The following is a 15,023-nucleotide window of genomic DNA, read 5'->3' on the forward strand; positions in this document are numbered from 1 at the left end:
AAGTGTGCGAGCGCAAGTAAACGCATCTTCATCTGAATGGTTTTTTGCTGGCTCGCAAGCTTTTTGAAGTCAGTGTTATTAAGGCTATCCATGGCTAAATTTCACAATAATTCATCAATCTTAATTAGATCACATTTTTACTTTAATTGGTATTAGTTCGCTAACTGATTAATTAGAAAGCTTAGCCTCGACTTGCCCAAGTGCGCGTTGGTACATAAACCAAGCACATGTACCGGCAAGCACATTACCCACCATGGCACCCCAGAACAGGCCTTCAATACCAGCAAGCTGCGAACCAATCCACAAGCAAGGCAAGAAGAAGGCGAACAGGCGCAGTGCTGATATCGTTAAGGCAGTATAAGACTTACCAAGCGCATTCGAGATAGAAACCATCAGCATACAGATACCCAACGGCCCTAAACTGATAGGAACGATAAGTAAGTGGTAGTTCAAAATGGTCGAGACTTCGTCTTCGCTGGTCATGAGATTTGCCAACCCGCCAGAGAACATCCAAGTTACCAGTGCGATCACCAATTGGAATCCTAATACAAACATCACGGCAATCTTCACAAGACTACGTATGTTCCCTAGGTTCTTTTCTCCCAACATTCGGCCAATCATAGGTGGCATCGACATAGTCAGAGCAAGCACTGCAACAATCGAAAAGAACTCAAAACGTGAACCTAGCGCCCAAGCTGCAACGGCTGCTGTGCCGTAGCCTGCAAGCAGTTTGGTGGCGAGCATCGAAGAGACTGGTGGCAGTAGCTGACTGATCATCGCAGGCCCCATGATGTTTCCTATAGAACGAATACTCTTGCCGATATCAAGATCGTGCCAGTCGAATGTCATCCAATGCTTCTTAGTTACCTTAGGAGCAACGATAAAGATACCCGCACCGAACGCCAAGATGGTCGCAATCGCGGCTCCGTTGATGCCCATGTCGAGCGTGAATATGAAAATCGGGTCCAATATCAAGTTGATGATGCTGGTCGCGATCATCATGGAACCGGGCAGCATGGTATTACCATTGGCACGACACACACTGTAGAAAAAGTAGAGCAGTGCGCCTGTCCAAGAGCTTACCAGCCAATAGATCCAGTAATAATCAATGATCGGCAGTACCGTCGGTGGTGCATCGAGGAGTTGTAAAATAGGACCACGCAACAGATAGATGATGACCGAGAACAGCGCGACACTCACACTGCCCATCGCAACGACTAATCCGCCGAGCTGTTTGGCATAGCGTATCTCGTTAGCCCCAATAGCTCTCGCGATCACAGCCGTTGTCGCGATGCCTAGTCCGACTTGAATCCCGATAATGATCATTTGAATTGGTAGCGTGAAGCCTTGAACCGCGAGCGGCAGTACGCCTAACTGGCCAATAAAAGCACTGTCTACAAGTTGGAAGCTCATCAGGGAGAGCACCCCAAACAGCATTGGCCATGTCATTGTATAGAGTTGTCGGCCAAGAGAAGGCGAGGGAGTTGCGGTCGTAGAATTCATAACACTCTTATCAGTCTTGAAGGTAGGTTTGTCGTAGTGACAATCCACTCAATGAAGAATTGCGTAAAGGATAACGTAACGTTAGCTCGATACCAATAAATGTCATTAAATCTATCGATATTACCTTTGCACAGTTTCATCGGTATGTGAGCATTGTGCAATGCAACTTTATGCGTTCGCTTATTGAAATTTAAGGTGTCGTATCTTGTTTCTGAGTTTTATATTAGCGGATTGGGTCTAAAGGTTTTCCATTCGACTATTTCTAATGTTTCGCTTTATCCCGATAACTTGGTGGCGTGACTCCAACCCAACCTTTGAATGCACGATTGAAATTACTCAAGTCGCTGTAACCCACTTGCCAACTGATGTCTTGAACAGAAAGGTTGGTCTCTTCAAGTAGCTGTTTTGCTTTAGCTTCCCGAACTTGTTCTTTGGCTTGTTTAAAGAGAATGTTTTTGCTCTTCAGGTTTCTCTGCAGCGTTCGTTTTGTCATGCCGAGCATGGTCGCAAACCACTCAATATTGAACCAAGGTAGAGTCGCATAGGTGTCTATTAATATCTCGACAGCGTGATGCCAATCTTGGGTACTATTTCGTTCTGAAATGGCACGATAATCATCGGGCAGCGGAATCGAGAACGCACCGTATTGCTCTTCAAACTGAATATCAGAATCAAAGAAATGCTTAGGTAATTTACGTGCGCTGTTGTGCTTAGAGACCAACTTGGCGTGTGATGGTTGCCAGCGACTGTCAATGAACTTACGGCATAGGCTAATCACGGTCAGGGCGCGAAACCATTCTGCTTGTTCAAAACCTGAGGTCGATGGGTGATAGCAACTTCGATGACACAGCCACCACAATCCATCGCTTTTTTCCGTCCATATGGTGACGTGATTACTTAAGGTCGATATTTCAGTAATCAAGCAGCGTACCGCTTGCTCGAGAGAAGTGCATTGTTCAATTTTTCGGTCTAGCTCAGGTGACAATTGCTCTAGAGAGGCCTTACGTCCAACCTCAATCCCTATCGAATAGCCAAACTTACGCTCAAGGCCATGAATGAAGCGAATCACGTCTTGTGTAGGAAGCCATTGATTGGATTGTGTCAGTTCAATGGGTAGACCGCACGCAACGGCGACGGTGCGCCAATCCAGTCTATGTTTGTCACAATACTGAATATATGGAGCAATGTTACTGGTCGAAGTGAGCAGTATGCTGGTGGTGTTCGATGATGCTTTCATTGTTTTGTGCCTACCATTAAATGTCATCAAGTGACCTAATTAAGTGTAGCGCATCTCCCTATACTTTTCCTAACCCAAACAGGAGAACAATTATGAAACTTAAACACATTGCCGTTCTAGTATCGTTAGCGACCCCATCATCATTTGCTCTTGCAGCAAACCCAGTTGAAGAAGCTCTGAAAGTTGAAGGTGCTCAAGTTACCTTGACCGTGAAAGAGGCGAGCACAGCATTTACCCCAAGTTTTACTGACTCAGCTCGTGAGTTATTCAATAACTTTCATTGGCAGATGGGCGGCGACCACAGCGTTTACTACAACATGCACATGAGTGAGTTTCTACCAACGGCACTGGCGGCTCCAAACGAAGAGTACAAGCCTTTAGTCAAAAATATCGACCCACGACTCGCTGCACTGAAAGTTGATACTGAAAGCAAAGGTCAGTTGACAATGGATGAGTACTTGGCGGATGAACAGTTCCGTACCCAAGGCTTTATGTTGATTCACAAAGGGGAGATCGTTTACGAAGCTTACCCAGGTATGAAGCCGACAGATACGCACGTTTGGGCATCTACAGCAAAAACGACGGTTGGCACAGTGATCGCAATGTTAGTGGAAGAGGGCAAAGTCGACCCTGAAAAAGAGATCGCTGAGTATGTTTCTGAATTGAAAGGAACGAACTGGGATGGCATCACAGTACACCAAGTTCTGAACATGTCGACCGCGCTAGACAATGAAGAGACATTAGAGTCTATCTTGAACCCAGACTCTGATGTGGTGCGTTTCTTTGCGGCATCGTTTAACTCACCTCGTGCAAAAACGGGTGAAATGGAAACTTGGATGGAAGTGGCTCAAGGTGCACAGAAACTGGAAGGTGAAAAAGCCGGTGACCATTTCCGTTACGCATCTATCAACACCATGGTGCTGACTAAGTTAGTTGAAAACGTTGAGAACAAAACTTGGACTCAAGTATTCGAAGATCGTGTTTGGTCAAAAGTGCACGCACGTCAACCAATGCAATTCAACTTGACGCCAGATGGCATGGCGATCGCGGTTGGCTTGGTTTCATCAACGGTAGAAGACATGGCTCGCTGGGGAACACTATTTACACCTAGCTGGAAAGCGGTGGCTGATGAGCCAGTGGTGTCACAAGCTGTGATTGATCGTATCCGCAACGGCGGTGATCCAAAAGCATTCGTAGGTACTAGCAAAGAGAGCAGTTCACTGCACGCATACAACGAAAAAGCAGACTACAACGCATACCAATTTGATTTCATTTTCAATGACGGTGCAATGTCGAAAAGTGGCAACCTAGGCCAATTTATTTACATCGATCCTGCACGTGACTTTGTGGGTGTGATGTTCTCAACCAACCCATACCACTCAGGTTTTGGTGAGAATAAAGGCCCAGCACTAATGCGTTCAGCGGCAAAACTACTTGCTGACAAGTAATCTATTTATTACCTAACAGGATGTTCCAGGCTTCAAGGAGGAAGCAAACGACTTTCGAGAAATATAATGAAAAAGTTTGCTCTATTAATCCCGTTGAGTTTAGGTCTAGCCCTTCCTGCACATGCCGATTCAGATTCCGAACGTGTTATCGATCCTGCTGATGTCACTAAGGTTTATACTCAAGCTGCATTGATGCTGAATGGTAGTTCAGATATCCAATTTCAAGGGCAAGTTTCTGGCGGTTTAGAAAACGGTCAGCAGTTTGCCCTACTGGCCGAAGGGACGTTTGTCGATGAAAGCAACACAGCGCTTCGCGATCCAGATAAATTCGGTACAGAGTACAGCAACTCTAGAATTCAGTACTTCCACGTCTTTGAAACGGGGACGAAAGCTACGCCTAAAGTGGGTCTTTCATTAGATTATATTAATACGCGCAACAGTATTAAAAATGACTTATTGTCGGTTGGCGGTGTTGTTGCGATTAATCCAGCTTATACCGGTGGATTCCTTGTATTTCCAAGAGCAGGACTGATGACTGGTAGCATGGAGATCCCTGGCGTCACATCATCTAAAGATGATTTAACGGGATACTCGCTTGGTTTGATTACCGCGAAGCATCTCGGTGACTCTGGCGCTTATGTGTCTTTGGTTCCTGAGTGGCAAGATCTTTCTGGTGATGATATCGACATGCAAAACTTCTCATTTAAAACATCGTTAAATGTGCCGATGAACACTGCAAGAACTTGGTGGTTAAATACGCGCTATGACATTACCAAAGCGGATGTTGATGTGAAAGGTGTGTCAATGCCGAATGGTTGGCAAACCGAGGCTTGGGTTGGTGTGAGATACTACTTCTAGCGCTCTAGCCAGCTAATTTGCAAAGAACCTAAAAAAGCCAGTCAACGTGACTGGCTTTTGTCGTTAAGGTACCGCGTGAAGCGTTACTTATTTACTTATTTATTAGCAACGTTACCTAGCTTCAACCACGTATCGATAACCGTATCCGGGTTTAGTGAAACAGAGCTGATGCCTTGCTCCATTAACCACTCTGCTAGGTCGTCATGGTCAGATGGGCCTTGGCCACAAATGCCCACGTATTTACCCGCTTTGGTTGCTGCATCGATCGCCATTTTCAGCATTGCTTTCACGGCTGGGTTACGCTCATCGAATAGGTGTGCCACGTCACCTGAATCTCGGTCTAGGCCAAGCGTCAGCTGTGTCATGTCGTTTGAACCGATAGAGAAGCCATCGAAGTACTTCAAGAACTCATCAGCCAAAATTGCGTTCGATGGTAGCTCACACATCATGATGACTTTCAGACCTTGGTCGCCACGGCGAAGGTCGAATTTAGCCAGAATGTCGATAACCGATGCCGCTTCGCTTGGAGTACGAACGAATGGGATCATGATTTCAACGTTCTTCAGCCCCATCTCGTTACGAACACGCTTCAGCGCTTGAGTTTCAAGCTCGAAACAGTCTTCAAATACTGGAGAGATGTAACGAGATGCACCACGGAAGCCCAGCATTGGGTTCTCTTCATGTGGTTCAAACGTTTTACCGCCAACAAGGTTGCTGTACTCGTTCGACTTGAAGTCAGACATACGTACGATCACACGTTTAGGCCAGAATGCAGAAGCGATAGTCGCGATGCCTTCTGTTAGCTTGCTTACGTAGAAATCGATAGGATCTTTGTAGCCACGAATACGTTCGTTGATTTCCGCTTTTAGCTCATCCGTTTGTGCATCGAAGTTAAGCAGCGCTTTAGGGTGAATACCGATCATCTTGTTGATGATGAATTCTAGACGAGCAAGGCCAACACCTTCGTTCGGGATTTGTGCAAAGTCGAAGGCACGATCTGGGTTACCCACGTTCATCATTACTTTGGTTGGTAGCATTGGTAGCTCATCAACCTCAGAACGTTTGATTTCAAAATCGAGTTCGCCGTTGTAAACGTAGCCTGTTTCGCCTTCTGAACATGACACTGTCACGGTATCGCCATCGTTTAGGCTGCTTGTTGCTGTACCACAACCAACAATCGCTGGGATACCAAGCTCGCGAGCAATGATCGCAGCGTGACAAGTACGGCCACCACGGTTAGTCACAATCGCAGACGCTTTCTTCATCACAGGTTCCCAGTCTGGGTCTGTCATGTCAGTTACCAGCACGTCGCCTTCTTGAACCAGTGACATTTGGTCTAGAGAATCAACCAAGCGAACAGGGCCAGAGCCGATACGCTGACCGATAGCGCGGCCTTCAACCAAGACATCCGCCTTATTGTTTAGCTCGTAACGCTCGATAACGTTTTGATCGCTTTGAGAACATACGGTTTCTGGGCGAGCCTGAACGATGTAAAGCTTGCCGTCGATGCCATCTTTCGCCCACTCAACGTCCATTGGACGTTGGTAGTGCTTCTCGATGATCATCGCTTGTTTTGCTAGCTCTTTGATCTCTTCATCGTTGAGTGAGAACTCGTTACGCTCTTGAGTGTCGGTGTCGATGATATCGACTTGCTTGCCGATTTCTTGATTGGTCGAGTAGATCATCTTGATCAACTTAGAACCAAACGTCTTTTTAACGATTGGGTAGTGACCCGCTTCTAACATTGGCTTGTGAACGTAGAACTCGTCTGGGTTCACTGCGCCCTGTACAACCATTTCACCCAAGCCCCAAGAAGAGGTGATGAATACCACTTGGTCGAAGCCAGACTCAGTATCAAGCGTGAACATCACACCTGAAGAGGCTTTGTCTGAGCGAACCATGCGCTGGATACCCGCAGACAATGAAATGCCACGGTGGTCAAAGCCTTGGTGTACACGGTAAGAGATAGCGCGGTCGTTAAACAGTGACGCGTAAACGTGCTTGGTTGCTTCGAGTACCGCGTCGATGCCTTTCACGTTAAGGAAGGTTTCTTGCTGGCCTGCGAATGAAGCATCTGGAAGGTCTTCTGCGGTTGCAGATGAACGCACAGCTACAGACAATTCTTCGTTGTCTTCGATTAGCTCGCGGTAGTTATCACGGATGTCTTGCTCTAGTGATTCTGGGAAGGGTGCGTCTAGAACCCATTGTCGAATCGTTGCACCTGTCTTACGCAGTGCGTCAACGTCTTCAACATCAAGTTCATCAAGTAGTTGGTGGATGCGCTCATCAAGACCTTTGTAGTCAAGAAAGTCGTTAAACGCATAAGAGGTGGTAGCAAAACCATTAGGTACAGAAACACCAGCATTGGACAGGTTAGAAACCATCTCGCCCAGTGAGGCGTTCTTACCGCCGACTTTGTCGACATCTTCCATGGATAGGCCATTGAACCATAGGGTATTATTTTGCATTTATTTCTCCAGAAACATAGCAAGCATTGTAGGGATTTAAAGGCAAACGATTACGTGTCAGTTTAAAAAAATGTAAATTATTTTCTAAAGCTGTGGGGGACGTAATAGTCAGCAGGGTTTTATTATCTATATTATGGTTACCATCCTACTCAAAATAATTTTAAACATTAAATAAAAAATGCAAATTGATATTCAAAGTCGTGATGTATTCTATGTTTCTGATGGAACGGCCATAACATGTGAGACTTTAGGGCATGTTGTTCTAGGTCAATTCCCTTTTAAAGCCAATGAAAAAACCTTTCCGTTTGTGGAAAGTGAGGACAAACTTTCTGATTTATTAAAAGAGATTGAAATTTCGTATCGTGATACCGGATTAGAACCGCTAGTGTTCTTTTCGATTGTGATACCTGATATCAAAACCAAATTGCTAGAAGCGCCCGCGCACTGTTATGACGTGTTAGAGAGCATCGTGCAGAAAGTACAGGATGACATTCAGATGGCGCCTGTTCCTAAGTTGCAGCGCTCACGCAGTGTAAACAAGGACTCGGTGAAGTATTTCGACCGTATTGCTGCGATTGAGTACACGCTCGCGCATGATGATGGCATCACGCTAAAAGGGCTGGAAGAAGCCGACATCATCTTGTTGGGTGTTTCTCGAAGTGGCAAAACACCAACAAGTTTGTATATGGCGATGCAGTTTGGCTTACGCGTAGCAAACTACCCATTTATCCACGATGACTTGGCACGCTTAAAGCTGTTGCCAGAGTTTGAGATCTACCGACATAAGCTGTTTGGTTTGACCATTGATGCAGAAAGGCTCACTGAAATTCGTGAGAACCGCTTAGCAGGCAGCGAATACGCCAGTGACTCACAATGTTTGTATGAATTGCAAACGGTAGAGGCGATGTTCCGTCGAGAAGCGATACCTTACATCAACACCTCTTCACTATCGGTTGAAGAAATTTCGACACGAATCTTGGAGCGAACAGGTTTGAGAAGGCGTCTGCTGTAAGACAAAGCCTTAGAGAAATAGAATGGCCAGATAAAAGAAAATCGAAGCTCGCAGTTTACACCTGAGAGCTTCGATTTTTTGTTTGTGCTCGTTGTAGTCGCTTGCGAGTCAGAGCTTGTTTTCTTAATCAGAGCTTGCTTTCTTAATCGAGATAGCTTTCTAGCGAAGTAAAGACAGCTTTAGCGTTTCACTTTTCTTTTCTAACCAGCGTTCAAGTGCTGGTGGCCATGTGATGCTTGGTTCTACGCAAAAGCCACGAAGCATCGAGAAATACACCGCTTGATCGACTAGAGGCAGTGATGACTCACCATTCTCTAGATCCAGTAAGAGTTCGGCATCTTTCAGTAATGGGTTAATCAGTTGAACGAACTGAGGTGTCTTTTCTAACAGTTCTTCAAAGTTAAAACCTTCGGTCTCTTTACTGGCACGCCAAGCTTCTTTGGCTCCAGAAGAGCGATATTCAGCCAAGTCGAGGTTCCACCAACGTGGGCGTCCAATCTGTTGAGTAAGAGGGAATGCGCGAGTTTGGAACACAGTCACTTGCTCAGATGGCACACGCTGCTTATCGCTTGATTTCAAGTCCATGAAGTACGCGATGATATCTAGGCTCTCTGCCATGATAGAGCCATCGTCTTTTTGTAAGACGGGTACCATCTTTTTACCGATCAGATCGATAAGGGTTTGGGCATCATCATAATCGACAGAAACAAGCTCAATGTTCAAGCCTAGCGATTGAGCAATGTAGGAGACTCTTGCACAGAAAGGGCAGTGGCCGTAAATGTAAAGCTTCATAGCTTCCCTCATTCGGGTCTTTCTTAGTATAAGATGATGCTAATGTACCAGAAACTTTCGCAGACAATAAGCCTTTGTTAACAAGAACTATTCACTGCGATTAAGTGCTCGGGGATATCAAGAGAACGATGGTAGTGTAGAAACTCGTTGCCTAATTCTATTGTCAGTTGAGTGCGGTTTTATTGTAACGAGTAAGCGAATGAGAAAGCTAGTGGGTAAATTACAGGCATAAAAAAGGCTCTGGCTGCTTACTCTAATGCAGAAGAGTGAAGTCAGCCAAAGCCTCAATTTTGTTACCTTTAGTTGAGTGACTACTAAAAGGGCAGAGTGGTTAAACTATGCTTTTTTAAGATCTTGCGCTGGGTAAGTAAGCGTCATTGCGCCTTCTACCGTTGTAACGTGAACGTAGCCGCCACCAGCACTTAGGCCAGTTACTACCATTTCACCTAGTTCAACACCTTTTGTTGCTACAACGCGATCATCAACTGAAAACACTTTACACACCTTCAATAAATTAAATAAATACGATAGATATCGAACGCGGATTTAAACAGATGGGACCTCAATCAACTAATCCGGTTATTTGTCGTAAAGATTAAATTCAGTTATGTATAAATAATTATGTATTAAAAATCAGTTTGTTAACTTACGCTGTGACGTTATTTATCCGCTGGATACACTACACCAACTTGTTGGCGCATCTCTGTAATTAACTTCGCAACCGTTAAAGCGCGCAGTTGGGCCTGCGCTTGTGTTGCGTTGTCGCCAGCAATGCAGCTAGCAAAGGCCTGCGCTTCGTAACTCATGGAGTTTTCGCTTTGTGCTTGAGTAAGGTTTTCTACCGTGCCATCGCGGTAGCGGATCTTAACGTCAGTACATTCAGCGATGTGATCGATGATGATCGCCCCTAATTCACCTTGGATCTCGCTTGGCGCATAAGAGTCGCTGACTTTGGAGTGCGCAAGGGTCACATCAAACTCAGGGTATTGGAAGATCGCACAGCCATGAGCATCGACACCTGAATCAAGTAGCTTTGCAGAAGCCTGTGCGTTTTCAGGTTTGCCAAATAGCGCGACTGTCGCGGCAACACAGTAAAAGCCAATATCGACCAATGAGCCGTTAGAAAAAGCTGGGTTGAAGGTATTTGGGTTCTCGCCGTTTAGGTATTTTTGGTAGCGCGATGAATACTGGCAGTAGTTGATGTGTGCTTTATGTACCTTGCCAATCTTTTCTAACCCAAGTTGAACTTGCTTAAAGTTCGGTAGGAATTGAGATTTATACGCCTCAAACAGCACCACACCGTTTTTCTCAGCGACTTCGAACATGCGTGTTGCTTCATCAATATTTGATGCAACCGGCTTTTCACAGATAACATGCTTGCCGTGTTCCATCATGAAGATAGATTGCTCGCAATGCAGTGAGTTAGGGGAAGCGATGTACACGGCTTCTACAGTGTTGTCATTGACCAATGCGTCGAGTGAGTCATACGTGGTTTCAACGTCAAATTCTTGGGCGAACTGTGCCGCGCTGTCTAGATTTCGAGAGTAAACCGCAGCAAGTTGCATCGATTGAGATTCGTGCGCAGCTTGAACAAACTTTTGTGTAATCCAATTGGTTCCAATTACAGCAAACTTAATCATATAGGTATCCAGTCGTTAGTCGTCGTTAGTATATTGATTCTGCAGAGATAGTAGCACTCAACGGCTGGCAATGTGCCTGAGATTTACGGAACAATTTCCCTAAACATAGTGCCTAATATTAATGTTCAGCCTTCACAGAGCGTCTGAGTTGACCAGTGTAACGGTGCACAACTAAGCCATTTTTGCTAAGGTGTTATTGAATTCAAACAAGGTGATGATATGCAAATCCGGACGGCCAAGGTAACTGATATTAACGCGATCTTAGCGCTCTCTGAGCAGATAAACCGTCAACATCATCTTGGTGCGCCTATGGTATTTGCACCAGCGTCACAAGGCTTGGCCGACAGTGAAGAGTATTGGTTAGGTATGATGCTTGACCCACTTGGCGCTTTCTTGGTTGCAGTAGACGACAAGCAAGTCGTTGGCTTTTTAGCGGGTAAGGTAACGCAGAACAAAGGCGTCAGTTTTATTCAGCCGCACAAGGTGGCAAGGGTCAATACGATTGTGGTGAACGATCAGGTTCAGAGCAAAGGTGCTGGTCGAGCGTTAATGAAGTCTTTTAATCAATGGGCGCAGGCGAGAGGAGCGATAGAACTTAGGTTGGAGGTAATGGAGTTTAACCAACAAGCTCAGGGTTTCTATGAGTCGTTAGGAATGGAAACTCAGTCACGAACCATGTCCATGCGTTTTGAGGAGATCTAAAGGTGCGTCTGTTTCTGCCTTTATCACTGTGTTTACTGTTTGTGGCTTCGAACGCGAATGCTGAGCAAGTCGTGGTCGAGAAAATAGTCTCTGACGCGACCGCTATCGAAACCATCGTATTCGAGTCTGCACCGGCTCATTCTCAACGTGTCTCAACGTCTTCATCTAACTCAACCTCTTCCACGAGCTCAAACTCCGAGCATGTGATTATTGTGGATGATGTTCTTAACAGTAGCCCTGATGAAAAGGTAGCTCAGCTTTCTCAAGGGTCATCGAAACGTCCACCTCAAAGTTCCTCTCGACAGTTTTACAACGTACCGGATAGCGCATCTGAGATAGATTCGCTGTCGCAAGTGGTTACGTTAGTTAAAGTCGATAAATCGAAACGTAGGATGTATCTGCTAAAAGGTGAAGAGGTGATTCAGGAGTTTCGTATTGCGCTAGGCAAACAACCGAAAGGGCATAAACGCTTTGAAGGGGACAACCGAACGCCGGAAGGGGAATACCAGCTCGATTATGTGATGGAAGAGTCAGACTTTTATCGTTCAGTACACATTAACTACCCGCAACCTTCGGATATGCAATGGGCGGAGCAAAATGATGTAGACCCTGGAGGGAACATCAAAATCCATGGCATCAAAAACGGCGAGCGTCGTTCGCCGAGCTTTATTCAAAGCTTTGATTGGACGGATGGCTGTATCGCGTTAACCAATCAAGATATGGATGAGTTTCTCCAACTTGTAAAAATGGGTACCCCTATCCATATTGAATGGTAGTCATAGGTACCCACTTTTCTTAATCATTTTCCGTAGTCAATTAGCGCAATCAATTCGCGAAACCAATTCGTAAAAGCAACTTCCAAACTTAACCGCTAAAGCCAGTTACAGTATGACTCGACCTGCACTGAATATTGCAATCACAATCAGCAATGCAATGGTGACTGGCTTGAACTTCGCTCCACCAAATCTCTCGAACAGTTTAGAACCCACATAACCGCCAAACATGCTGCTTGGTAGAAGCGCGAGAGTCAGCCAAACTACATCGCGGTCGACTAACCCAGCGATAGATGCCGAAACAAACGCAGTGGAATCAGCCAATACAAAGAAGGCTATCAGGCCTGCTCTGGCAATGTGCGGAGCGACTGGGCTTGCTAATGCATGAGTGCCAATTGGAGGCCCTGACATCGAAGCCGCGCCGTTCATTACACCCGCAAGGCTTCCTAGAATATAGGGAGTAAATCTAGGTTCGCTTTTGTAATGGAAACCTTTGTAGATCATAAGTGCAGACGCAAAAATGAAGGCACTGATGATCAAGATGATCGTGTCTTGGCTAACGGATTTAAGCAGAAGTAAGCCGACTGGTGTGAAGGCAAAACAAGGGATAAATACCTTTAAAACCCAGCGCCAGTTAACATGCTTTCGAACTTTAGGCAGTAATTGAACATTGCCTAGGAGATCGATCAACATGAAGACGGGAACCAGTTCGATAACAGGCTCGAATAACGCACTTAATGGCAATGCCACTAAGGTGAAACCGAAACCTGAGAAGCCACGAACAATAGCGGCGAAAATGAAGATTGCACCCAAAATTGGGAAGGTTGGACTAAAAATGAGATCCATAAATTAAGTAACCAATGAAGCTGTCTGTATAGAGCGAGCTAATGAAACCAAGTGAGTAGCGGAATGTACTCCTACTCACTTGTGTTTGCTACCTAATTTTAAGGTTTCCCGAGAGTTAATTTTAAAGTCTCTCGGGGTTGTTTTTGCGGTATTTGTTTGGTCAATTTATAGAGGTAAATTGATTCGGAAAATCAGTGAATACGGCATCTACTTTTGAGATGAATTTGAAGTGAGACGGATCGTTTACTGTGTAGCACCAAGTTTGAATGTTTGCTTCACTTAGTGTATCAAGATCGCTCTGATTCACATGCTCGTAGTTCATGTGACAGCTGAACGCTTTGACCTCATTGATGAGCATAAGATCATCTTGAGTCAGTTGCTCTGTGATCACGCCAACGCGGTATCTTGGTAAGTGGTGAGCCATTTCTGCAACAACTTCATGGCTGAAACTTGAAAGCAGCACTCTGTCCGTGTCTATGTTTGAGCGGATCAGCTCACTGTGTAGAAGATCAACCACATGAGGGGCTTGGTGTCGGCTATCGACTTTTATCTCTAGGTTAACGCTGAGGTTATGTTCTTCAATAAGTTCAAGTAACTCGCTAAGTGTGAGTATTCTTTCTCCTTCGAACTGTTCTGACTTCCAGCTACCAAAATCAAGCTGACGCAGCTCTGCCAATGTGTGTTCATCAACACGGCCCTTGCCATCACTACAGCGCTCGAGAGTGTGGTCGTGGCAAACGACAAGCTCATCATCCTGAGTTTGCTGAATATCGACTTCAATCCATTTCAAGCCAAGTTTAGCGGCTTGTTCAATACTTGCTTTGGTGTTTTCTGGGTGAGTACCCGCTACACCACGGTGACCTACGATGATAGATGACATAATTAATCCTTCTTGAATGCGCATCGTAAATATTTATTAAATATCAGTTTTCCCGAATACGCCAGAGTAATTGCTGGGCAAGAGTCTCTACACAGGATTCGGCTCATAAAAGTGATATTTTCCTCTTAGTACTTTCCTAGCAGTACTAAGAGGAAAAGCCTCTCGAGTGGAGAGGCTTTGGATGAGATGAGGCTTTGACCCGAACCTCGCTTTAGTGTGCGATATCGAGTTGGTTGTCTTTCACGCCGTTGATACGGAACCAACCTGCGATACTGAATCGTTCTGTGTTGGTTGGCAGAACTTCGTGTGGGAACTGCTCAGATAAGAACACAAACAGACGACCTGATTTTGGCGGAATGGTTGCGATGTGATTGTCTTGTAGGTCGTAAACTACAAGCTCACCTGCGTCTTCTTCTGTCCACTCGTCATTCATGTAGAACACGGTAGTCAGACGGCGGTTCTCATTGCCTTTGAAGCAGTCTAAGTGCTTTTGGTAGAAGTCGCCTTTTTCGTATTTAGCAAAGTGCGCTTCGTACTCGAAGAGACCCAAAAAGAACGCTTTGTTTGCTTCTAAACGAATCTGCTCCATTTTATCTAGGAACAGAGAAGCAGGCTCACCCATGTCGCGGTGTACCCACTGAATTTTGTCGCTACGAATGGTCGACTCTCGCGTTACTTCATCGTTACGGCCAATCCTAGCCTTTTTCCAGTTCTCTGGAATGCAATCCCTCAATGCCACCACTTCTTCATGCGTTAAGAAGTCATCCCAAACAAAGTAGCCTTGGGTGGAAAGAGCATCGATTAGTTGGTTCATGTATAGCACTCAGACAATAAATTAGAGGCGCATCATAGACAGAACCTTAA

At 45.3% G+C, this 15,023-nt stretch carries 14 protein-coding genes; 5 read left to right on the top strand and 9 right to left on the bottom strand.

Annotated elements, in window-relative coordinates:
* Positions 1–168: 168 nt before the first annotated feature.
* Both AB4623_RS21965 and AB4623_RS21970 read right to left on the bottom strand, forming a co-directional pair.
* Complete coding sequence (locus tag AB4623_RS21965; RefSeq protein ID WP_017069196.1) at positions 169–1,503, bottom strand: MATE family efflux transporter; 1,335 nt, start codon at positions 1,501–1,503, stop codon at positions 169–171.
* Positions 1,504–1,765: 262 nt separating this feature from the next.
* Positions 1,766–2,740 (bottom strand): AraC family transcriptional regulator, encoded by a 975-nt coding sequence (locus AB4623_RS21970; protein ID WP_017064911.1) that lies wholly within the window; start codon positions 2,738–2,740, stop codon positions 1,766–1,768.
* A gap of 92 nt (positions 2,741–2,832) precedes the next feature.
* On the opposite strand from AB4623_RS21970, the gene AB4623_RS21975 reads away from it, so the two are divergent.
* Positions 2,833–4,188, top strand: coding sequence for a serine hydrolase (locus AB4623_RS21975; protein WP_017060556.1), 1,356 nt, complete (start codon positions 2,833–2,835; stop codon positions 4,186–4,188).
* 66 nt (positions 4,189–4,254) lie between these two features.
* Entirely contained in the window at positions 4,255–5,046 is a 792-nt protein-coding gene (locus tag AB4623_RS21980) for a hypothetical protein (RefSeq protein WP_017064910.1), read from the top strand.
* 95 nt (positions 5,047–5,141) lie between these two features.
* On the opposite strand, the gene ppsA is transcribed toward AB4623_RS21980, so the two are convergent.
* Positions 5,142–7,514, bottom strand: coding sequence for a phosphoenolpyruvate synthase (gene ppsA, locus AB4623_RS21985; RefSeq protein ID WP_372147368.1), 2,373 nt, complete (start codon positions 7,512–7,514; stop codon positions 5,142–5,144).
* Between the two features lie 178 nt (positions 7,515–7,692).
* On the opposite strand from ppsA, the gene AB4623_RS21990 reads away from it, so the two are divergent.
* Complete coding sequence (locus AB4623_RS21990; protein ID WP_017060559.1) at positions 7,693–8,526, top strand: pyruvate, water dikinase regulatory protein; 834 nt, start codon at positions 7,693–7,695, stop codon at positions 8,524–8,526.
* 159 nt (positions 8,527–8,685) lie between these two features.
* On the opposite strand, the gene grxB is transcribed toward AB4623_RS21990, so the two are convergent.
* The 3 genes from grxB to AB4623_RS22005 all read right to left on the bottom strand — a co-directional run bounded on the left by grxB (position 8,686) and on the right by AB4623_RS22005 (position 10,958).
* Positions 8,686–9,318 carry a glutaredoxin 2 gene (grxB, locus tag AB4623_RS21995; RefSeq protein WP_372147369.1) on the bottom strand — a complete coding sequence of 211 codons (633 nt, stop codon included), beginning with the start codon at positions 9,316–9,318 and terminating at the stop codon, positions 8,686–8,688.
* 336 nt (positions 9,319–9,654) lie between these two features.
* Positions 9,655–9,813 carry a hypothetical protein gene (locus AB4623_RS22000; RefSeq protein ID WP_004733064.1) on the bottom strand — a complete coding sequence of 53 codons (159 nt, stop codon included), beginning with the start codon at positions 9,811–9,813 and terminating at the stop codon, positions 9,655–9,657.
* 164 nt (positions 9,814–9,977) lie between these two features.
* Complete coding sequence (locus AB4623_RS22005; RefSeq protein ID WP_372147370.1) at positions 9,978–10,958, bottom strand: Gfo/Idh/MocA family protein; 981 nt, start codon at positions 10,956–10,958, stop codon at positions 9,978–9,980.
* Positions 10,959–11,177: 219 nt separating this feature from the next.
* On the opposite strand from AB4623_RS22005, the gene AB4623_RS22010 reads away from it, so the two are divergent.
* Together AB4623_RS22010 and AB4623_RS22015 are read left to right on the top strand one after the other, a co-directional pair.
* Entirely contained in the window at positions 11,178–11,660 is a 483-nt protein-coding gene (locus AB4623_RS22010; RefSeq protein ID WP_372147371.1) for an N-acetyltransferase family protein, read from the top strand.
* A 2-nt stretch (positions 11,661–11,662) separates the two neighbouring features.
* A complete protein-coding gene (locus tag AB4623_RS22015; protein ID WP_017067270.1) occupies positions 11,663–12,436 on the top strand; it encodes a murein L,D-transpeptidase family protein in 774 nt (257 codons plus the stop codon).
* Between the two features lie 105 nt (positions 12,437–12,541).
* Here the strand turns inward: AB4623_RS22015 and AB4623_RS22020 are convergent, their stop codons facing one another.
* The 3 genes from AB4623_RS22020 to AB4623_RS22030 all read right to left on the bottom strand — a co-directional run bounded on the left by AB4623_RS22020 (position 12,542) and on the right by AB4623_RS22030 (position 14,973).
* Entirely contained in the window at positions 12,542–13,279 is a 738-nt protein-coding gene (locus tag AB4623_RS22020) for a sulfite exporter TauE/SafE family protein (protein ID WP_372147372.1), read from the bottom strand.
* A 160-nt stretch (positions 13,280–13,439) separates the two neighbouring features.
* On the bottom strand, positions 13,440–14,159 hold the full coding sequence (locus AB4623_RS22025) for a glycerophosphodiester phosphodiesterase family protein (protein ID WP_372147373.1): 720 nt from the start codon (positions 14,157–14,159) through the stop codon (positions 13,440–13,442).
* Positions 14,160–14,370: 211 nt separating this feature from the next.
* Positions 14,371–14,973 (bottom strand): 2OG-Fe(II) oxygenase, encoded by a 603-nt coding sequence (locus AB4623_RS22030; protein WP_105057954.1) that lies wholly within the window; start codon positions 14,971–14,973, stop codon positions 14,371–14,373.
* Positions 14,974–15,023: the final 50 nt, after the last annotated feature.

The organism is Vibrio sp. 10N.222.52.C12 (assembly GCF_041474215.1).
Classification (GTDB): domain Bacteria; phylum Pseudomonadota; class Gammaproteobacteria; order Enterobacterales; family Vibrionaceae; genus Vibrio; species Vibrio crassostreae_C.

Excerpts from the sequence above, each read along its gene's own strand:
- grxB (WP_372147369.1), bottom strand. The coding sequence starts at position 9,318 with ATGAAGCTTTACATTTACGGCCACTGCCCTTTCTGTGCAAGAGTCTCC.
- ppsA (WP_372147368.1), bottom strand. The coding sequence starts at position 7,514 with ATGCAAAATAATACCCTATGGTTCAATGGCCTATCCATGGAAGATGTC.
- AB4623_RS21990 (WP_017060559.1), top strand. The coding sequence starts at position 7,693 with ATGCAAATTGATATTCAAAGTCGTGATGTATTCTATGTTTCTGATGGA.
- AB4623_RS21980 (WP_017064910.1), top strand. The coding sequence starts at position 4,255 with ATGAAAAAGTTTGCTCTATTAATCCCGTTGAGTTTAGGTCTAGCCCTT.
- AB4623_RS22025 (WP_372147373.1), bottom strand. The coding sequence starts at position 14,159 with ATGTCATCTATCATCGTAGGTCACCGTGGTGTAGCGGGTACTCACCCA.
- AB4623_RS21975 (WP_017060556.1), top strand. The coding sequence starts at position 2,833 with ATGAAACTTAAACACATTGCCGTTCTAGTATCGTTAGCGACCCCATCA.
- AB4623_RS21965 (WP_017069196.1), bottom strand. The coding sequence starts at position 1,503 with ATGAATTCTACGACCGCAACTCCCTCGCCTTCTCTTGGCCGACAACTC.
- AB4623_RS22010 (WP_372147371.1), top strand. The coding sequence starts at position 11,178 with ATGCAAATCCGGACGGCCAAGGTAACTGATATTAACGCGATCTTAGCG.
- AB4623_RS22005 (WP_372147370.1), bottom strand. The coding sequence starts at position 10,958 with ATGATTAAGTTTGCTGTAATTGGAACCAATTGGATTACACAAAAGTTT.
- AB4623_RS22020 (WP_372147372.1), bottom strand. The coding sequence starts at position 13,279 with ATGGATCTCATTTTTAGTCCAACCTTCCCAATTTTGGGTGCAATCTTC.
- AB4623_RS21970 (WP_017064911.1), bottom strand. The coding sequence starts at position 2,740 with ATGAAAGCATCATCGAACACCACCAGCATACTGCTCACTTCGACCAGT.
- AB4623_RS22030 (WP_105057954.1), bottom strand. The coding sequence starts at position 14,973 with ATGAACCAACTAATCGATGCTCTTTCCACCCAAGGCTACTTTGTTTGG.